Genomic DNA, 15,273 nt, shown 5'->3' with positions numbered 1-15,273 from the left:
CCATCTCCCTGCCTCATGCTCAAGGCTCTTTCGACTCATGCCTGCGTCTGTGCGCGCCTCTTGGCCGATCGAACATGAAGGAGCACGCCACCTCCTTCGATCTCCGAAGGCAAAATATCCACATCCAAGTCCCAATATCTTGTGGCTTCCTTCAGTTCTTTATCAAAATCTTGACCCTTGTGCCAGAGGGCTTCCGCCCCCATTGCAAACCAGGGCGCGGCGAGCGTCAAAAGCCGCGTCAGCGGCGCAAGCGCCCGCGCCAAAAGCACGATCCGTTTCGCGCCCGTACAAACAGTCGCCGGATCCAAGGCCTCCACCCGCGCCTGCCTCACCTCGACACGGATCCCACACGTACGCGCTACATGACGCAAAAAGGCCACCTTCTTTGACGAACTCTCCACCAGCACCACACGCCCGCTGTTCACGACGGCCGCCACCACCAAACCCGGCACACCGCTGCCCGAACCGAAATCGACGAGGCAATCCGCATCCCTGGGCAGATGCGGGATCACTTGCAGCCCATCCGCCACATGCCGCGCCCAGACCCGGTCCAGCGTGCCCGGTCCGACCAGATTGATCCGGCGCTGCCATTTCTTCAGTTCGGATACGTAACAATGCAGGCGCGCGCATGATTCACGTGAAACATCGAAATGGCGGCACACCGCATCAGCATCCGAATCGGAAGAAAGCATAGCGACCTTCGTGACACTTGTGAATCGATTGCCTCTGCGCATCCGTTGACAACAGGGACTGTGCCGCGCGCCACGCCCCTTGCCAAGGGCGGGCACATGGCTCTTCCACAGGCTTGGCGCAAAGGAAGAAATCACGCAGCAGGATGTTTGGCTACAGGATGCTGTGTTTTGCTGCCCTGCCCCCGTGCCTCCCGCTTTACGGCGGCATAGATGAGCGCAAGCGCTGCCGGCGTCATGCCATCGATGCGCGCAGCCTGCGCCAGTGTTTCCGGACGCGTGGCCTCCAGCTTTTCCCGCAGCTCATTGGACAGGCCCGGCAGGGCTGCATAGTCAAACCCCGGCGGGATGCGCACGGCATGGTCCTTGAGATAGGCGGCGATATCCGCCTCCTGGCGTTTCATGATCCCGGCATAAACGGCCTCCACCTCCAGCCGCTCCAGCACATCGGCGGGAAAGCGGCCAAACTCCGGCCAGATACGCATGATCGTGCCGAGATCAACGGACGGCAGGGCCAAAAGGGCGATCACATCACGCCGCCGCCCGTCCTGATTGACCGCAATACCATGACGCTGCGCCTCGCCTGGCGTGAGCGTCCGCGCCCGTGCCATCTCGTGCACGGCCCTGATCATCTCCATCTTGCGCCGAAAAAGGCGCTGCCGCTCCGGCCCCACGATGCCGGCTGCAATACCGAGCGGCGTTAGACGCTCATCGGCATTGTCCGCCCGCAATTTCAGGCGATATTCCGCCCGGGACGTGAACATGCGATAGGGCTCCGTCACCCCGCGCGTGATCAGATCATCCACCATGACACCGAGATAACCATCCGCCCGCGAGACGGTCACGAACCCCTTGCCAGACGCAAACCGTGCCGCGTTCATCCCGGCTAGGACTCCTTGCGCCGCCGCTTCCTCATACCCGGTGGTGCCGTTGATCTGACCGGCCAGAAACAGGCCCGGCGCCTTCTCCACCATCAGCGCCGCATTGAGCACGCGCGGATCGACGTAATCATATTCGATGGCATAGCCCGGCCGGATCATCACCGCATTTTCCAATCCGGGGATCGACGCCACATAGGCCCTTTGCACCTCTTCCGGCAGGGACGTTGAAATCCCGTTGGGATAGACCGTGTGATCATCAAGCCCCTCCGGCTCCAGAAAGATCTGGTGCGAGGGCTTTTCGGCAAAGCGCACGATCTTGTCCTCGATCGAGGGACAATAGCGCGGCCCCCGGCTTTCGATACGGCCGGAATACATCGCCGAACGATGCAGATTGTCGCGGATGATGCGGTGAGTCTCTTCCGTCGTATGCGTGATGTGACAGACCACCTGCTCCCGCTCGATCCGCTCCGTGAGAAAGGAAAACGGCACCGGGTCCTCATCTCCCGGCTGTTCCTGCAGCCGCTCGTAATCAATGGTGCGGCCATCCAGCCGCGGGGGTGTTCCCGTTTTCAGCCGCCCGAGCGGCAGTTCCAGCCGGCGCAGGCTTTCCGAAAGCATCCGCGCCGGGGGATCGTCCATCCGCCCCGCCGGCCAGCTCTTTTCGCCAAGATGGATGAGCCCGTTGAGAAACGTGCCTGTGGTCAGCACCACCGCACGCGCATCAAGCAGACGCCCGTCAGCCAGTCTGACGCCCGTGACATGATCCTGAGGCGAAAATTCCAGCGCGGCCACCTCTCCCTCGATGACCGTCAATCCATCCTGCTCACGAATGGCCTGCTGCATGAAACGCCGATAAAGCGCCCGGTCCATCTGTGCCCGCGGCCCGCGCACCGCCGGCCCGCGCGAACGATTGAGCAGGCGAAACTGGATCCCGGCCTGATCGGCCACCCGGCCCATCAGCCCGTCGAGCGCATCCACCTCACGCACGAGATGCCCCTTGCCCAGGCCGCCGATGGCCGGGTTGCACGACATCTCGCCTATGCGATCAAACCGGTGCGTGATCAGCGCCACGTCCGCCCCGGCGCGCGCAGCTGCCGCCGCCGCCTCACATCCGGCATGACCACCACCAACGACAATGACGTCATAACCTTCTTTCATGCTGTCTCTGCCATTCATCCATTCACTGGATCAGGGCCGAATCCATTCGATGGCCTTAGGAGCATTTTGCAGGCCCCGGCACGCAATACCCGATTGCCGATCACAAGCCACGTTGTCCTGAGAGCATCATCTGTCCCCAAAATCCACAGATCATGGACTGTGGAAAAGAGGGGAAAACGCATTTTCCGCTTGACTCTCCGGATTTGTGTTTCACGTGAAACACTTCTCTAACCATCCGGCAACCATGCCCGGAAAATCATTTTCCGATGCAGAATTCTGAAAAGATTGAATCCAACAGGTCTTCCACATCTATCCGCCCAATCAGCCGCTCCAGCGCCCGCACTGTCAGGCGCACGTTTTCCGCCGCCAGTTCCAGCAGGCCGGCCTTCAGATCCTCCCGCGCCTGATCAAGCCGCGCCAGAGCCTCCTCCAGCGCCTGCTTCTGGCGTGCCCGTGTGATCAAGGAAGGCGCTTCCAGCACAAAACGATCCCGCAGGCAGGCGCCAATTCGCTCCTCCAATGCGCGCAAGCCTGTGCCCGTTTTCGCCGAGATCACCACATCCCAGTCCTGCCGATATCGTTCCGCATCAGAATCGATAAGATCGGCCTTGTTCAGAACCCGGATCGTTTCCGAATCCATGTGCGGCACATCGATGCCTTCCACATCTGGCGCTGACAGCCACAAGACAAGATCGGCCCGCTCAAGCACTTCCCGCGCCCGTTCCTGTCCGATCCGTTCGATATCCTCATGAGACAAAGGCTCGTCTGTTCCGCCCTCATTTTCAGCGTTTCGATCGCCATCATCGTCCCTGTCGGGCCATGCACTCAATCCCGCGGTGTCAACCAGCGTGACCGGAAGCCCGCCAATATCCAGCTGCACTTCGATCACATCCCGCGTCGTTCCCGCCAGCCTGGAAACAATCGCCACATCCCGGCGCGCCAGTGCGTTCAACAGGGAAGACTTGCCCGCATTACGCGGACCGGCAATGACCACGGTAAACCCTTCGCGCACCCTCTGCCCGCCTTCCGCCTCAGCCAGCGCCTTTTTCAAAGCGGCATACAGCGTCTCCAATTTGGCGTCGATCCCTTCCAGCGCCTGTTCCGCGATATCCTCTTCCTCGCAAAAGTCGATGGCCGCTTCCAACCGCGAAAGAATGTGGATCAGATCTTCCCGCCATCCCTCGAAAGTCTCCCGCCCCTTGCCGCGTGCCGCCAGCAGGGCCTGCCGCCTTTGCAGTTCTGTCTCCGCCTTGACAAGATCGGCAAGCCCTTCCACCTCATGCAGACTCAAGCGCCCGTTCTCGAAGGCGCGTCGGGTGAATTCTCCCGCTTCCGCCAGACGCAGGCCCGGCATGCCTTGCAGAATGCCCAGAACCCGGCGCACCACCGCCGGTGACCCATGCACATGAATTTCCGCACTGTCCTCGCCCGTAAAACTGCCCGGCCCCGGAAACCACAGCACCAGCGCCTCATCCACCACCTCACCAGTTTCCGGATCACGGATCGATCGCACCACGGCCTTGCGCGCCTCGGGCAAATTCCGGCCTGTGAGCGATCTTAAGACATCACCGGCCCGTGGCCCGCTGATGCGGATCACGGCGATTGCCGCCGCCCCCTGCCCCGTAGACAAGGCAAAAATCGTGTCCCGTTCCCGATCCTGCTGCATGCTGCCTGGTCCTGACTGATGAAATGACCCTTGTGCCCGCAAGCCCGCCATGCTCACCATGGCTGCCGTTTACAGGGATTCACGTGAAACGCTTGACACGCGCGCCATGACAAAAAACCGCCTCGCCAATGAAACCAGCCCATATCTGCGCCAGCATGCGGATAATCCCGTTCACTGGTACCCCTGGGGAGAGGAGGCATTTGAAGCCGCCCGCCGCCTCGATCGCCCCATTTTTCTCTCCATCGGCTATGCCGCCTGCCACTGGTGTCATGTCATGGCGCATGAAAGTTTCGAGGATCCTGAAACCGCCGCGGTGATGAACGAGCATTTCGTCAACGTCAAGGTTGATCGCGAGGAACGCCCGGATGTTGACCGCTATTACATGAAAGCGCTCCATCTCATGGGACTGCAGGGTGGCTGGCCCCTTTCCATGTTTCTGGCACCGGACGGTCGCCCGCTTTGGGGCGGCACCTATTTCCCTCCAAAGCCGCGGTTCGGCCGCCCCTCCTTTCGTCAGGTGCTTGAGGAAGTCGCCCGCCTCTGGCGCGAGGATCGCGACAAGCTTCTCAACAATGCCGAGGCCCTCACCAATGCCTTGAAACAGCGCGCTACAGAAGGACGATCGCAGCGCCAGCTCCCGCAGGATTTTCCTGCGCGTGCCGCCTATGCCCTGGCTGATCTTTATGATCATGACCATGGCGGCCTGCAAGGCGCACCAAAATTCCCGCAGGTGCCCTTGCTTGATCTGCTCTGGCGTGCCGGACGCAGCCATGAGCGTGCACTTGTGCTCCTCACCCTGCGCCATATCTGTCAGGGCGGCATCTATGATCATCTCGACGGTGGCTTTGCCCGTTACAGTACCGACTCGATCTGGCTGGTGCCACACTTCGAGAAGATGCTCTATGACAACGCCCTGCTGACGGACATGCTCGTGCGCGCCTGGCTGGATACGGGCGATGAACTGTTTCGTCAGCGAATCGAGGAAACGGTCTCCTTTGTCTTTCGTCGTCTGCTCATTCCCGGCGTCGGTTTTGCCTCCAGCCTCGATGCCGATTCCGAAGGCGAGGAAGGCCGGCATTATGTCTGGTCCTACACGGATCTGAAAAAAGCTGTTTCGGAAGAGAATCGAGACCTGTTTTTCCGCACATACGGCGTAACCCGTTCAGGAAACTGGGAAGGCAGGATCATTCTCAACCGCCTCAATGCCATGTCCCTTCTTGAAGAAGAGCAGGAAGAGCGCCTCGCCGCGGAGCGCCGCAGGCTTCTTGAAAGACGCAACCAGCGCCCTTTCCCCGCCCGTGACGACAAGGTTCTGGCATCCTGGAACGGCTTGATGATCAGCGCGCTCGTTCATGTCGCTTCCGTCTTCGATGACCCCGACCTGCTCAATCGAACGCAGGACATCATGACCGCTCTCATCGATCATCTTCAGGATGATGATCTCGGTCTTTGTCAGGCCTGGAACGAACGGCGCCTGACCTTCCCCGCCACCGCCGATGGTCTCGCCGCTATGATCCGTGCCGCCCTGGCATTGCATTCGGCCACGGGAAAATCAGACTGGCTTATCCGGGCCCTGTCCTGGCAGGAGGATTTGGACCGCTATCATTTCGTGCCCGAGGAAAACGCCTATGCCTTCGCCCGCCGTGGGGCAGATCCTCATATGGCGGACCAGATCTTCGCCGAAGATGATGCCTTGCCCAATTATCATGCGCTGATCATCGAAAATCTTGCCCATCTCGCCTTCGTGACCGGCAAGGCCGAATATCGCACCCGCGCCTTGGCATTGCTTGAGCGCTTTGCCCACGAAACCGCGCAAAATCCCCTTTCCCATGCCGCACTGCTTTCCGCCATGCATGCTTTGCTCAACGGCAGTCGCATCACCCTCTTTCTGCCTGACGATTCACGTGAAACGCGGCAGAAAGCCAATACACTTCTCTCTGCTGCCCTTTCGGCACTGACGGAATGTCCGCCCATTCTTCGCCTCTCACCACAGAAAACGCTCCCGGAACATCACCCGGCAGAATCCATGCTCTCTTCCCTCACAGACAGGAAAACACCGGCCCTTCTTCTCTGCAGGGGCGAAACCTGTTCGATCCCGGCGGAAACGCCTGAACAGGTCAATGACATCTGCGCCATGCTTACCTGATCATATGAAAAAGGGCACCCGATGCTTTCCAACGGGTGCCCCTTGAAGGCCTGACAACGGCCATGCATTCGGCAACGGCCAAATGCTTATGTGTTCATGGATTCGAAGAATTCCGCGTTGTTCTTGGTCTGCCGCAGCTTGTCCAGCAGGAACTCGATGGCGCTCACCGTGCCCATCGGCTGCAGGATACGCCGAAGCACATAGGTTTTCTTCAGGATGTCCGGCTCCACCAGCAGCTCTTCCTTGCGGGTACCGGAGCGGATGATGTCCACCGCCGGGAAGATGCGTTTGTCGGCGATCTTGCGATCCAGGACGATTTCCGCATTACCCGTGCCCTTGAATTCCTCAAAGATCACTTCATCCATGCGCGAGCCGGTATCAATCAGCGCCGTGGCGATGATGGTCAGCGATCCGCCTTCTTCGATATTGCGCGCCGCGCCAAAGAAACGCTTGGGCCTTTGCAGCGCATTGGCATCCACACCACCGGTAAGCACCTTGCCCGAAGACGGCACCACCGTATTGTAAGCGCGTCCCAGGCGCGTAATCGAATCGAGAAGGATGACCACATCCCGCTTGTGCTCCACCAAGCGCTTGGCCTTCTCGATCACCATCTCCGCCACTTGCACATGCCGTGCCGCCGGCTCGTCGAAAGTGGAGGAAATCACCTCGCCCTGCACGGAGCGCTGCATGTCGGTCACCTCTTCCGGGCGCTCGTCAATCAGCAGCACGATGAGATAGCACTCCGGATGATTGGCGGTAATCGCATGCGCAATATTCTGCAAAAGCACCGTTTTTCCTGTGCGCGGCGGTGCCACGATGAGCGCACGCTGACCCTTGCCAAGAGGTGTGACGATATCGATCACGCGCCCGGTGAGATCCTTGATCGTCGGATCCTCGATCTCCATCCGCAATCTTTCATTGGGATACAGCGGCGTGAGGTTGTCGAAATTGATCTTGTGCTTCGCCGCCTCCGGATCCTCGAAATTGATGGAATTCACCTTGATCAGGGCGAAATAGCGCTCGCCCTCCTTGGGGGAGCGGATTTCGCCCTCCACCGTATCACCGGTGCGCAGATTGAACTTCTTGATCTGCTTGGGCGAGATGTAGATGTCATCCGGCCCCGGCAGATAGTTGGAATCTGGCGACCGCAAGAACCCGAAGCCGTCCGGCAGAACCTCCACCACACCTTCGCCAATGATGGTGACGTCCTGCTCCGCAAGTTTCTTGAGAATGGCGAACATCAGCTCCTGCTTGCGCAGGCCCGAAGCATTCTCCACCTCCAGCGTTTCCGCAAGCGCAAGCAGTTCCGCCGGAGACTGCGACTTCAGCTCGTGCAGCTTGATTTCCTTGGCTTCGGAGATTTGTGCGATGTCGATCATGTCGTTCGTGTTTTTTCGGCTGACGATTTCAGGAAGTTGAACAGGAGACGCAGCCCGTGCTGGCTGCTGAGAGAGACCGATCTGATGCGATCCCGGAAAAAGGATCAGCCCTTTTTCTGCGACCCGCCTGTTCGGCGGCCGGTATACGTGAACGGAACTGACGCGCCGTTCAACCAGATCGGATACTGCCGGGAATTGGAATCACCGGAAGATGGCTGCGGCCTGTCTATCCCTCCCGCACACCGCAGCACTGTTTCCGTCAGCTCATATAAGCCATTGCGAACATTTTTGCAATGCCATGGGGCCGGATGCCGCAGCAACAGCACATGCACTTACGGCGTTCCCGAGCAAAAACGCAGAAATTCTGCCTGTTTCAGAAAGGCTTGACGATGACCATGATGACAATGACGATCATCAGCAGCGTCGGAATTTCATTGATCATCCGGTAGAATTTTTCCGGCTTGTCGTTCTCCCCGCGAGCGAATCGCACAACCATCCGCCCCAGCCAGAAATGATAGACCGTCAGCAGAATCACCATGGTCAGTTTCACATGCAGCCAGATGTCGGAAAACCCGATCACTGCAATCATCAGCAGCCCGGCGATCCAGCTGGCGATCATCGCCGGCTGCATGATGTATCTGTAAAGTTTTCTCTCCATCACAGGAAATGTTTCTGCACATTCCCCGTTATCCCTTGCAGATGCATGATAGACAAAAAGCCTCGGCAAATAGAACAGTCCCGCCATCCATGAAATGACCGCCATGACATGAAAGGCCTTGATCCAGAGATATATGGATGACAGAAAATCGATCATGGCAAGAATTCTAAAGATTGATCGTACTTAGTTGAGTTCCGCATCCAGTTCCCTGACGTAGCGCAACATCTTTTCCACGTTTTCAACCGGGGTATCCGGTTTGAACCCGTGACCGAGGTTGAAGATGTGCCGGTCCCGCGGCAATGTCCGCACGATGTGTTCCACACCCGCTTTCAGGGCCGGATCACCCGCCATCACCAGGGCCGGATCGAGATTGCCCTGCACGGCCACCTGCGGCACCAGCCGCTCCTTCATGTAGGACACCGGCAGGGACCATTCACAGCCCACCGCGCGCACACCCGTTGCCCTGGCAAAATCCTCCTGCGCAGCACCAATCCCGCGCGCAAAACCAATGACGGGCACCTCCACGCCTTTCTCCTTCAGCCCTTCGACTATGCGCCGAATGGGATCAAAGACATATTTTTCCCGCAGCCCGTCTCCAAGATCACCGGCCCAGGTATCAAACACCTGCAGCGCCTTCGCACCGGCCGCAGCCTGCCGGGCCAGATAGTCCACGGACACGCGCACAAGCATGTCCATCAGCTTCTCAAACCAGGCCTCACCGCGCGCCGCCGCCAGGCGTGTGCGCATCCGCTCCGCCGAGCCGCCGCCTTCCACCACATAGGTGGCCACCGTCCACGGCGCCCCACAGAAACCAATCAGCGCCACATGCGGCGGCAGGGCCTCCACGATCCGCTCCACCGTCTCATAGATTGGAGAAAGCCGCTCTGCTGCCCCTTCTGGATCCAGTCGTGCCAGATCCTCTTCCGAGCGCACAGGCTCAAGCACCGGCCCCTCGTTCTGCTTGAAACCGAGCTGAACACCCATTGCCTGCGGCACGAGCAGGATATCGGCAAAGAGAATGGCAGCATCGAGATCGAACCGCCGCAGGGGCTGTAGCGTTACTTCCGCTGCCAGATCCGGCCGGTAACAGAGATCGAGAAAACTTCCGGCCTCTGCCCGGGTCCTGCGGTATTCCTCAAGATAACGGCCGGCCTGACGCATGAACCAGACGGGACGCCTCCAGGGCTGCCGTCCCTCAAGGACGTCCATCAACGCCTGACCGGTTTCCGTGCCGTGATCGAATACCCCTTCATCCATCATGAAAAGAATCTCTTGTCGTTGTTGTTTGGAGCGGTGGAAACTGTGGAATGGCCCCCTTTCCCACAAGCCTTCCCATTTTCCACCAAACAGCGGAATTGTCCGCAGCCATTTCTCCCCAAGCGGGGGCCTAAGGCAACAGGCAAGGAATCACAAGCGTTTGATCGCCCCTTTCGGAAAATGATCCTCCCCTTTCATCCTCCGTCATCAACAGCCTGCAAACAGTCCGTGACAAAAAGCCCACCGGTGTGGATAGGCGCGTGCCCTGTGGAAGAGCCTGCGGGATCTGTCGGCATCGTCCGGGATATGGTAAACAGCCGGTTAAAACTGTCCACACACTTCAACAGTTATCCTTCAGGAACCATCAAGGCGTGCCCCGGACAGCGAGCAGATTTTTCCACATCCATCTGGTCTCCGATGCCACCGGCGAAACCCTCTCCCGCGTGAGCCGGGCCGTCATTGCCCATTTTGCCGAACATCACGCCATCGAACACATGCATTCCATGGTGCGCGACTACAAGCGCCTCGAGGAAGTGATTGCCGCCATGGAGGCCGAGCCGGGTATTGTGCTCTATACCCTGGCCGACGAACGCCTGATGAGCCGCCTTGAAAACGCCTGCAAGGAGCTGGGTCTGCCATGCGTGAACATCCTCAAGCCCGTCATCGATGCCTTTTCCGGCTATCTCAATGCCGACAGGGCCCCGCGTACCGGTGCCCAGCATGCGCTCAACGAGGACTATTTCGCACGCATTCGCGCGCTGGATTATGCCATGGCGCACGATGATGGCAGCAATCCCGAAACCCTTGATCAGGCCGATGTCATCCTCGTCGGCCTTTCCCGGACCTCAAAGACGCCAACGAGCATCTATCTCGCCAATCGCGGTATTAAGGCCGCGAACGTGCCTTTCGTCTCCGGCGTGCGCCTGCCTGATCAGCTTATGAAACTGAAGGGCAGGAAAGGGCCGCTCGTCGTCGGGCTTGTCGCCAATGCCTCCATGCTTGCCGACATCCGCCGCAAACGCATGGATCTGCTGACACAGCAGACGGCGGAATCATACGTGGATCGCCGCGAAATCGCACGTGAGATCAATGCGCTCAAAACCCTTTGCGCCCGCCGCGGCTGGCCGGTTATAGACGTGTCGCGCCGTTCCGTGGAAGAAACGGCGGCACTCATCCTCAATCTCCTCGAAGAGCGGGCGAGACAGGAAAGGACGCACTCATGAGCATCTTCGTTCTCGGGTCCGGCAGTGCCGGACGCTGCATGATCCTGAAAAACGCCGGCCTTGATTTCGAAGTCATCCGCCCGGACGTGGACGAGGATGCCATCCGCAATGCCTTTTCTCCGCCTGAAGGAGAAGATCCCTTCGCCGCTCTTGCCCTCGCTCTTGCCGAAGCCAAGGCGCGCGCGGTTTCCAAACGCACCGATCTGCCAGTCCTGGGTGCCGATCAGCTTCTCGTCTGCGAAGATGAGGTGTTCACCAAACCGGCTGACATGGCCGAAGCCCGGGAAAACCTTGAACGCCTGCGGGGCCGCACACACAGATTGATTTCCGCGCTCTGCATTGCCCGAAAAGGCGAAAGCGTCTGGACACATGTTGACGAAGCGCATCTGACCATGCGCAATTTCTCTGATGCCTTTCTTGACTGGTATCTGAACACGGCCGGTGAAAAAGTGCTGTCATCGGTCGGCTGCTATCAGATTGAAGGCCCAGGCATTCAGCTCTTCGAAAAAATCGAGGGAGACTGGTTCACCATCGTCGGCCTGCCCATCCTGCCGTTTCTGAACTGGCTGCGGCAGGAAGGCCTCATTCCGCAATGATTCCGGAAATGTCGCAGAAATTGTCATGACCTCCGAGATGAAAAAGGCATGTGTCATTGGCTGGCCCATCGCGCATTCGCGCTCGCCGCTCATTCATGGGTACTGGATCGAACGGCACGGGCTGAACGCGGCCTATGAAAAGGTGGCGGTCCGCCCGGAGGAGCTTGAGAATTTCCTGCTTGACCTGCCCAATTCCCCCTACCGGGGCTGCAACATCACGGTTCCGCATAAAGAAAAGGCTTTCGAGATCATCGAACGGGTCAACCCCGCAGGGCTTTCGCCCCTGGCCAGAAAACTGAAAGCCATCAACACGGTCTGGATCGAAGACGGGCGGCTTTATGCCGACAACACGGATGTTTATGGCTTCATGGCCAATTTCCGCTCTTGTGTGCCGGACTGGTCGCCCAACACCGCGCGTGTGCTCGTCATCGGGGCAGGCGGTGCTGCCCGCGCTGTCGTTGCCGGTTTTCTCGATGCCGGGGTCAGAAGCGTTTCGGTGGCGAATCGAACCGTTGAAAAGGCTGAGCGGCTGGTGGAAGAACTCGGGGCGCAAGAAGCGCTGCCTCTTTCAGACCTTGATGCGGCACTCTCCCGCTTCACCGTTCTCGTCAACACCACCGTTCTCGGCATGAAGGGGCAACCTCCCCTTGATCTCTCGCTGCAGAATTTGCCCGAGGACGCCATCGTTGCCGACATCGTCTACGTGCCCCTGATCACACCGTTGCTCGCCGCTGCCCGCGCCCGCGGATTAAGAACCGTGGAAGGGCTCGGCATGCTCCTGCATCAGGCCGTGCCCGGCTTTGAACGCTGGTTCGGCATCCGCCCCGCAGTGACTGAGGAGCTGCATGCGCGCATCGCCGCGGATATCGAAAAAGAGGACGGTGCATGATGCTCCGGGTCGGATTGACAGGATCCCTGGCCGCCGGCAAGAGCACCGTTGCCGACATGTTTCGATCACTGGGCATTCCTGTCATTTCCGCCGATGCGATCGTGCATGATCTTTACGCACCCGGGGGCAGGGCGGTTGGTCCTGTCGGCAGGGAATTTCCTCAGGCCCTCGATGACCACGGCGGCATCGATCGCCACATCCTCTCCCGTATCATTCATGCCGATGACAAGGCCCTGAAACGGCTGGAGGAAATCGTTCATCCCCTCGTTGCGGAAGAAAGAGAGCGGTTTTTTCGCAAGTGTGCCAAGGAAGGCCACCCTTATGCCATCGCTGAGATACCGCTTCTGTTTGAAACCGGTGCGGAAAAGGATTTCGACGTGATCATTGCTGTCCTCGCACCCGAGACCGAGCGTCTTGCCCGCGCCATGCAACGGCCCGGCATGACGGAGGAAAAGTTCCGGACACTTTCACGAAGACAACTGCCCCAGGATGAAAAGCGCCTGCGCGCGGATTACGTTCTGGACACATCCGGCGATCTCGAACGAACCCGAAAACAGGTCATCGCCCTGCATGAAACCCTTCTGAAAAGGGCTTCGGCCAACCAGGGCGAGAATGAGTAAGGACATGCTTTCCATGACGAGAAAATGCTTTGCCCGAGATTTGTGCAATGCCGCGCAAGGGGGTATAACCATATGCCAAAGGGCGAAGCTGGCGTTGTGTTCTGTAACAGCGGAGTGGTGGCCATGAGCGATCAGCCGCAATATCCCGTGGAGGGAAAGACCCTTCTTCTCGTTGATGACGATCGTCCGTTTCTGAACCGTCTTGCCCGCGCCATGGAGGCCCGCGGCTTCAAGGAAGTGCGCACGGCCGAGACGGTTGCCCAGGGCATGGCCGAGGCCACGGGCAACCCGCCGGACTATGCGGTGGTGGACATGCGCCTGGAAGACGGCAACGGTCTCGATGTCATCGAGGCGCTTCATCGCACCAAGCCGGATGCGCGTGCCATCGTGCTCACCGGTTATGGCAACATTGCAACGGCGGTCACCGCCGTAAAGCTCGGAGCCATCGATTATCTCGCCAAGCCCGCCGATGCCGATATGATCTTCAAGGCCCTGGTCGCCGAACCGGGCACCAAGGCGGCGCTGCCGGAAAATCCCATGTCCGCCGACAGGGTGCGCTGGGAGCACATTCAGCGGGTTTACGAGCTGTGCAACCGCAATGTTTCCGAAACAGCCCGGCGCCTGAACATGCATAGGCGAACCCTGCAGCGTATCCTTGCCAAGCGTGCGCCTCGCTGATTTTGGGCTGCAACACCGGATCCCACTTTTCCTCTTTCACGTCTTGCCCTGATCAGGGGCGAGCCCATCCTCTTGTGTGTCCTTTCAGACCAGCAAGTGCGAAGGACAGGCGTCTTGTTCCTTCATGACCGTGTGACGTGATCCTGATCATTGCATTTTTGTCAGGAGGGGCTTGCGATACATGCATTCCACTGGCATGCTGTGCTTCGCAGTTTCTGTTTTTGATGAGCGATGTGCGCATCGGCATCGTGTGTTTTAGGGATTTCGTGGAAACGGGCCGAAAGAACTTTTGCTTAGGCCCCGTTATCGTGCGCGACCTGTCCGGGGAAAATCCAAAGCGACGGAAAAGAAGCCGCCGCAACGTTATTTCGTTGAACATCGCGTGCTGATTGAAAACGGCGCCATTTGCAAGGGGCGCCTTGAGGAGCATTTGAACCCCATCAGCCATAGGCGAAAAAGCCATGCCCACCTCACCGACACCCGACCAGACGCTCGACTGGGATCGCCTTCGTATTTTTCACGAAGTCGCAAAAGCCGGAAGCCTCACGCGGGCCAGCGAAGTTCTTGGCCTGTCCCAGTCCGCCCTCTCCCGGCAGATTTCCGCACTGGAAAAGGAGCTCAACACACCGCTCTTTCACCGGCACGCCCGCGGCCTTGTGCTCACCGAGGCAGGAGAGCTTCTCTTTCGCACCGCCCATGAAATGGACACGCGCCTCGCTGCCGCCCGCACCCGCCTCATGGATGCGCGGCAGAAACCTTCCGGCCCTCTGCGCATCACCACCACCATCGGCCTCGGCACCATCTGGCTCACACCACGCCTGAAGGAATTCGTCGAGCTATATCCCGACATCCGTCTCAATATCCTGCTTTATGACGAGGAGCTGGATCTCACAGCCCGTGAGGCCGATGTGGCCATTCGCCTGCGCCGTCCCGTGCAGCCCGATCTCGTTCAGCGCAAGCTGTTCACGGTGCATCATCACATCTATGCATCACCCACCTACATCAAGACCCACGGTTTTCCGCGCAAGCTGGAGGATCTCGACCATCATCGCATCCTCTCCTTCGGTCCGGCGCCGTCCTATCTGGCCAATGTCAACTGGATCACCATGGTCGGCCGTCCGCCCGGACACCCGCGTGAACCCTTCCTGACGGTCAACAATGTCTATGGCCTGCGCCGCGCCGTGGAGGCGGGCATGGGCATTGCCTCATTGCCGGATTATATCGTCGGGCCGGACAGCCCGCTTGTACAGGTGGACATCAAGGGCGTGGAGCTGCCCTATTTCGACACCTATCTCGTCTATCCCCAGGAGCTGCGCAATTCCAAGCGCGTGCGCGTTTTCCGGGATTTCATCGTCTCCGAAGCGCGCGGCTGGAAATTCTGATCCCTTCACCGCTTGAAGGGAAACAGATCCCGGCCGTCCCCTCTGTCTGGT

The 15,273-nt window shown here is 59.2% G+C and carries 13 protein-coding genes; 7 read left to right on the top strand and 6 right to left on the bottom strand.

The window, feature by feature from the left end; translation table 11 throughout:
* Positions 1 to 35 precede the first annotated feature (35 nt).
* The 3 genes from rsmG to mnmE all read right to left on the bottom strand — a co-directional run bounded on the left by rsmG (position 36) and on the right by mnmE (position 4,394).
* On the bottom strand, positions 36 to 692 hold the full coding sequence (gene rsmG / locus EK16_RS06415) for a 16S rRNA (guanine(527)-N(7))-methyltransferase RsmG (RefSeq protein ID WP_051929016.1): 657 nt from the start codon (positions 690 to 692) through the stop codon (positions 36 to 38).
* A 131-nt stretch (positions 693 to 823) separates the two neighbouring features.
* On the bottom strand, positions 824 to 2,728 hold the full coding sequence (mnmG, locus tag EK16_RS06410; RefSeq protein WP_081910322.1) for a tRNA uridine-5-carboxymethylaminomethyl(34) synthesis enzyme MnmG: 1,905 nt from the start codon (positions 2,726 to 2,728) through the stop codon (positions 824 to 826).
* Positions 2,729 to 2,984: 256 nt separating this feature from the next.
* Positions 2,985 to 4,394, bottom strand: a complete 1,410-nt coding sequence (mnmE, locus tag EK16_RS06405) for a tRNA uridine-5-carboxymethylaminomethyl(34) synthesis GTPase MnmE (protein WP_038035392.1) — start codon at positions 4,392 to 4,394, stop codon at positions 2,985 to 2,987.
* A gap of 106 nt (positions 4,395 to 4,500) precedes the next feature.
* Here mnmE and EK16_RS06400 point away from each other — a divergent pair, with 106 nt between their 5' ends.
* On the top strand, positions 4,501 to 6,540 hold the full coding sequence (locus EK16_RS06400; RefSeq protein WP_038036128.1) for a thioredoxin domain-containing protein: 2,040 nt from the start codon (positions 4,501 to 4,503) through the stop codon (positions 6,538 to 6,540).
* Positions 6,541 to 6,626: 86 nt separating this feature from the next.
* Here the strand turns inward: EK16_RS06400 and rho are convergent, their stop codons facing one another.
* The 3 genes from rho to hemE all read right to left on the bottom strand — a co-directional run bounded on the left by rho (position 6,627) and on the right by hemE (position 9,837).
* Positions 6,627 to 7,919, bottom strand: a complete 1,293-nt coding sequence (gene rho, locus EK16_RS06395; RefSeq protein WP_038035390.1) for a transcription termination factor Rho — start codon at positions 7,917 to 7,919, stop codon at positions 6,627 to 6,629.
* Between the two features lie 373 nt (positions 7,920 to 8,292).
* The gene (gene hemJ / locus EK16_RS06390) at positions 8,293 to 8,733 is read right to left on the bottom strand and encodes a protoporphyrinogen oxidase HemJ (protein ID WP_038035388.1); all 441 of its coding nucleotides are present in this window, start codon (positions 8,731 to 8,733) and stop codon (positions 8,293 to 8,295) included.
* Positions 8,734 to 8,760: 27 nt separating this feature from the next.
* Entirely contained in the window at positions 8,761 to 9,837 is a 1,077-nt protein-coding gene (gene hemE / locus EK16_RS06385; protein WP_231573625.1) for a uroporphyrinogen decarboxylase, read from the bottom strand.
* Between the two features lie 368 nt (positions 9,838 to 10,205).
* Between hemE and EK16_RS06380 the strand changes: the two genes are divergently transcribed.
* The 6 genes from EK16_RS06380 to EK16_RS06355 all read left to right on the top strand — a co-directional run bounded on the left by EK16_RS06380 (position 10,206) and on the right by EK16_RS06355 (position 15,222).
* Complete coding sequence (locus tag EK16_RS06380; protein ID WP_038035387.1) at positions 10,206 to 11,057, top strand: pyruvate, water dikinase regulatory protein; 852 nt, start codon at positions 10,206 to 10,208, stop codon at positions 11,055 to 11,057.
* Entirely contained in the window at positions 11,054 to 11,653 is a 600-nt protein-coding gene (locus EK16_RS06375; protein WP_038035386.1) for a Maf family protein, read from the top strand. The genes EK16_RS06380 and EK16_RS06375 overlap by 4 nt, the downstream gene beginning before the upstream one ends.
* A 37-nt stretch (positions 11,654 to 11,690) precedes the next feature.
* Positions 11,691 to 12,542, top strand: a complete 852-nt coding sequence (locus EK16_RS06370) for a shikimate dehydrogenase (RefSeq protein ID WP_038036126.1) — start codon at positions 11,691 to 11,693, stop codon at positions 12,540 to 12,542.
* A complete protein-coding gene (gene coaE, locus EK16_RS06365) occupies positions 12,539 to 13,162 on the top strand; it encodes a dephospho-CoA kinase (RefSeq protein WP_231573624.1) in 624 nt (207 codons plus the stop codon). Before EK16_RS06370 ends, coaE begins: the two co-directional genes overlap by 4 nt.
* 123 nt (positions 13,163 to 13,285) lie before the next feature.
* Positions 13,286 to 13,840, top strand: coding sequence for an ActR/PrrA/RegA family redox response regulator transcription factor (locus EK16_RS06360; protein WP_038035385.1), 555 nt, complete (start codon positions 13,286 to 13,288; stop codon positions 13,838 to 13,840).
* Positions 13,841 to 14,301: 461 nt separating this feature from the next.
* Complete coding sequence (locus EK16_RS06355; RefSeq protein WP_038035384.1) at positions 14,302 to 15,222, top strand: LysR family transcriptional regulator; 921 nt, start codon at positions 14,302 to 14,304, stop codon at positions 15,220 to 15,222.
* Positions 15,223 to 15,273 lie beyond the last annotated feature (51 nt).

Origin of the sequence: Thermopetrobacter sp. TC1, assembly GCF_000746275.1 — a bacterium.
Lineage (GTDB): Bacteria > Pseudomonadota > Alphaproteobacteria > Rhizobiales > Aestuariivirgaceae > Thermopetrobacter.
Note: the sequence above shows the minus strand (reverse complement) of the source record. Positions and strands in the feature narration are given on the sequence as shown.